The organism is Mycobacterium sp. (assembly GCF_052144515.1).
Taxonomy (GTDB): domain Bacteria; phylum Actinomycetota; class Actinomycetes; order Mycobacteriales; family Mycobacteriaceae; genus Mycobacterium.
The window spans coordinates 1-3,438 of sequence record NZ_JBKQQD010000176.1 but is presented as its reverse complement, the minus strand read 5'-3'; the positions used below and the strand labels follow the sequence as shown (position 1 = coordinate 3,438).

5 protein-coding genes, 1 tRNA gene and 1 pseudogene are annotated in these 3,438 nt (G+C 65.5%); 3 read left to right on the top strand and 4 right to left on the bottom strand.

Translation table 11 applies throughout. The features are described 5' to 3' along the window. Positions 1–482: ribonuclease PH (gene rph, locus ACLP9N_RS11790; protein ID WP_442407573.1), on the top strand; the 482-nt coding region annotated here is incomplete at its 5' end. Then, the gene (gene rdgB / locus ACLP9N_RS11785) at positions 479–1,102 is read left to right on the top strand and encodes an RdgB/HAM1 family non-canonical purine NTP pyrophosphatase (RefSeq protein WP_442407574.1); all 624 of its coding nucleotides are present in this window, start codon (positions 479–481) and stop codon (positions 1,100–1,102) included. The genes rph and rdgB, both read left to right, overlap by 4 nt. A gap of 164 nt (positions 1,103–1,266) precedes the next feature. Here the strand turns inward: rdgB and ACLP9N_RS11780 are convergent, their stop codons facing one another. The 3 genes from ACLP9N_RS11780 to ACLP9N_RS11770 are packed head-to-tail and all read right to left on the bottom strand — an operon-like array spanning position 1,267 to position 2,694. Next, positions 1,267–1,617 carry a DUF3817 domain-containing protein gene (locus ACLP9N_RS11780; RefSeq protein ID WP_442407572.1) on the bottom strand — a complete coding sequence of 117 codons (351 nt, stop codon included), beginning with the start codon at positions 1,615–1,617 and terminating at the stop codon, positions 1,267–1,269. Beyond that, complete coding sequence (locus tag ACLP9N_RS11775; RefSeq protein WP_442407571.1) at positions 1,614–1,994, bottom strand: hypothetical protein; 381 nt, start codon at positions 1,992–1,994, stop codon at positions 1,614–1,616. Before ACLP9N_RS11775 ends, ACLP9N_RS11780 begins: the two co-directional genes overlap by 4 nt. A gap of 19 nt (positions 1,995–2,013) precedes the next feature. After that, positions 2,014–2,694, bottom strand: a complete 681-nt coding sequence (locus ACLP9N_RS11770; protein ID WP_442407570.1) for a hypothetical protein — start codon at positions 2,692–2,694, stop codon at positions 2,014–2,016. A gap of 117 nt (positions 2,695–2,811) precedes the next feature. On the opposite strand from ACLP9N_RS11770, the gene ACLP9N_RS11765 reads away from it, so the two are divergent. Next, positions 2,812–2,894: transfer RNA gene (locus ACLP9N_RS11765), tRNA-Leu, on the top strand. 8 nt (positions 2,895–2,902) lie between these two features. Here ACLP9N_RS11765 and ACLP9N_RS11760 read toward each other — a convergent pair. Further along, positions 2,903–3,438 (bottom strand): annotated as a pseudogene (locus tag ACLP9N_RS11760) (site-specific integrase); the annotation flags it as partial.

Here is a 3,438-nt window from a genome sequence, read left to right as displayed (position 1 = left end):
TGCGGGCGTGCATCGACTTGGCGGCGCTCGGGGAGAACACCGTTGCCGTCGACTGCGATGTGTTGCAGGCCGACGGCGGCACCCGCACCTCTGCCATCACGGGCGCCTACGTGGCATTGGCCGACGCCGTGACCTACCTGTCGGCGGCGGGCAGGCTGTCGGATCCCAGGCCGTTGTCGTGTGCCATCGCGGCGGTCAGCGTCGGCGTCGTCGACGGCCGGATCCGGGTGGACCTGCCCTACGAGGAAGACTCCCGGGCCGAGGTCGACATGAACGTCGTCGCCACCGACACCGGGACGCTCGTGGAGGTTCAGGGCACCGGTGAGGGTGCGACGTTCCCGCGGTCGACGTTGGACAAGTTGCTCGACGCGGCGCTGGGCGCCTGCGACACGTTGTTCGCCGCGCAGCGGGAGGCGCTGGAGCTGCCCTACCCGGGTGTGTTGCCCGAGGGCCCCCCGCCGTCGAAGGCGTTCGGAACCTGACCCGGCTGCTGGTCGCCAGCCGTAACCCGAAGAAGCTGGCCGAACTGCGCCGGGTGCTGGACGGCGCCGGGTTGTCGGGGTTGACGGTGGTGTCGCTGAACGATGTCGCGCCGTTCGACGAAGCGCCCGAATCCGGCGCGACGTTCGAGGACAATGCGCTGGCCAAGGCGCGGGATGCGTTCGCCGCGACCGGTTTGGCAACCGTAGCCGACGACTCCGGTTTGGAGGTGGCCGCCCTGAACGACATGCCCGGGGTGCTGTCGGCGCGCTGGTCGGGTATCCACGGCGACGACGCCGCCAACACCGCGTTGCTGCTGGCCCAATTGCGGGACGCACCCAACGAACGGCGCGGCGCGGCTTTCGTGTCGGCCTGCGCGCTGGTTAGCGCGTCCGGAGAGGTGGTCGTGCGCGGTGAGTGGCCCGGCAGCATCGCCAGGGAACCGCGCGGCGACGGCGGGTTCGGCTACGATCCGGTGTTCGTGCCTGACGGTTCTGACCGCACCGCGGCGCAGCTCAGCCCGGCGGAGAAAGACGCAGTGTCGCATCGTGGTCGCGCGCTGGCGCTGCTCGTGCCGGCGCTGGAAGCGCTTGCCCTCGCCTCGCATGAGGCCGGCGATTAAGGCACACCAGTCACACCAGCCTCGCCCGGAGGGGATGAGGCGATGTGCCCGCCTTTGAGCGACAACCGGGCGTGCCGATCCCGCAGCCAACTCTCACAAGGTGTCGTTGAGAGGTGGGCACAATGTTCGTCGCCTCCAAGACGGACGACCGAGGCGGACGTGACTCAAAGCCCGAAGCGCGCCCTGACGTCCTTGGTCTGGAAGTGCTCGACGATGATGCCGAGCAGTGGGATGGTGCCGGCCAGCAGCACGCCGATCGTCTTGCCGATGGGCCAGCGGACCTTGACCGCCAGATTGAAGGCGGTGAGCACATAGATGAAGTACACCCAGCCGTGCACGACCTCGATCCACCGGATCTCGTGGTGGAAGGCGAGGTGCGAGACGATCTCGTAGCACAGCGCGATGAGCCAAAGACCCGTCGTCCAGGCCATGATCCGGTAGCCGAGCAACGCGCCGCGGATCTTGTCGGCGGGAACGGCGGACGCTGAGGCTCCTGGTGTCTCGGGCGTGGTCATGCGGTCGTCCTGTTCTGCTGTTCGGCATCGTTCTTGGCGAGCTCGGCCAGATAAGCGTTGTACTCCCGTAGCGCGGGATCGTCGGACGATGGCGGCACGGGCGTGGGACGCTCGGGCAGCACTCCGGCGGGTATCTCACTAGTAGCGCCCTTCGTCCGTGGCTCGGGCGGCACTTCTTCATAGCGGACGAACTTGCGGTAGGCGTAGATGCAGAACCAGGCGAACATCGGCCACTGCAGCGCGTATCCGAGGTTTTGGAACGTGCCCGACACTGACTGGAACCGGGTCCACTGCCACCAGCCCAGGGCCAGGCATCCGCAGGCGGCGACGATCACCAGAGCGATCAGCGCAGGCCTGCGACGGCGGGTAGTGGACACCCCTTGAAGGTACCGCTCCTCAGAATTCAAGACTTGGGCCCGACGAATTCGTCGAGACGCGGCACCGCGACCTTCGGCAGATCGCGATGACGTACCGGCTTGACCGAGTCCACGGAATCCCGAGCTCGTCGAGTGCAGCGATGAACAGACCCCGGATATCGTCGGAATCGTTCGCGACCACACGGCAACCGTCGCTATCGATCAGCCCGCGAATGAATTCCTCGGTCGCCTCTTTGACGAGCCCTTCCTGCCAGGGCTCCAGCCGGATGGGACGTAGGTGCTTTTTGCCGGTACCGTGCTGAGGCAGCAGACAGGGCCAGTGTTTTGAGTACAGCGACACCTCGATACAATTGTCGGAGCGACGTGGCGTCGCAGCGCGCTGCCCCGGCATCAAAATGTCAATCGCCTCCCGACAGCGGTCGACGATGCCCGGGTATTTGTCGTCGAGGGTGATTCTTAGCCGCCAGGCTCGGGGGTGACGCGAGATGCATCCATCGCCGAGATAGAGGCCGAAAAGATAGCAGTACGCGCCAGCCGGCAGCGCGGCAAAATCATGCGCAATATTGCAGTGCGACGCATTCGTACCTCGCGTTCGAATCGACGATCTGAAGCGTCGCCAATCCAATACGGTCCTCCGCGGTATGCCCGTCTGACGAGCGATCGCACAATCGTTTAGACCAATTGCAATGAGGCGCTGCACTGCTTCGAACTCCTCTACAGGTCTCACCCATCCCCTCCCGTCGCTGCGATCAACCCAACCTAGAAAGGGCCGCTGACAAGATTTGATCGGTGAGACGGGCGGTACGATCAGCACGCTGCGGGCGTGATGGAACGGCAGACATGCCGGCTTTAGGTGCCGGTGCTCGAAAGAGCGTGAGGGTTCGAGTCCCTCCGCCCGCACCCCGGTTCTACGCCTGTTCGCACAGTTCAGAGGCCCTTTTTGTGGCCGGAGTGCGGACAGCGGGCACCCGTTTGGGCACACTTTGGGCACACTTCAAATCAAGGGCCGCGGCGACGGGATCGAGATCGGTGTCGAACAGATCGGCGTAGGTGTCCAGGGTGATCTTCGCCGACTTGTGCCCCAGCATCCGCGACAACGCCAGCACGTTCACCCCGGAGCTGACCGCGATCGAGGCGCAAGAGTGGCGCAGATCGTGCGGCGTGATGGCCTGCACCCCGGCGCTTTTGACGGCGCGCGTAAACCATCCGTTCGAGGACTTCGGGCGTTGGCAAGTAATTACCACCGTCGCCGAACACGAGATCGTCGAGGCTGCGGCCCTCGCACTGCACCGCCAGCTCATCCAGCACGAACTGCGGTACCGGCACGGACCGCGCCACCCGTCCCTTGGTCGGCCCGACCTCATGCTTGACACCGAGCTGCACAGCGTTGGCGTGCACCGACAACCGTCGCCGCAGGAACTCAACATCGCGCACCCGTAGTGCG

Excerpts from the sequence above, each read along its gene's own strand:
- ACLP9N_RS11780 (WP_442407572.1), bottom strand. The coding sequence starts at position 1,617 with ATGACCACGCCCGAGACACCAGGAGCCTCAGCGTCCGCCGTTCCCGCC.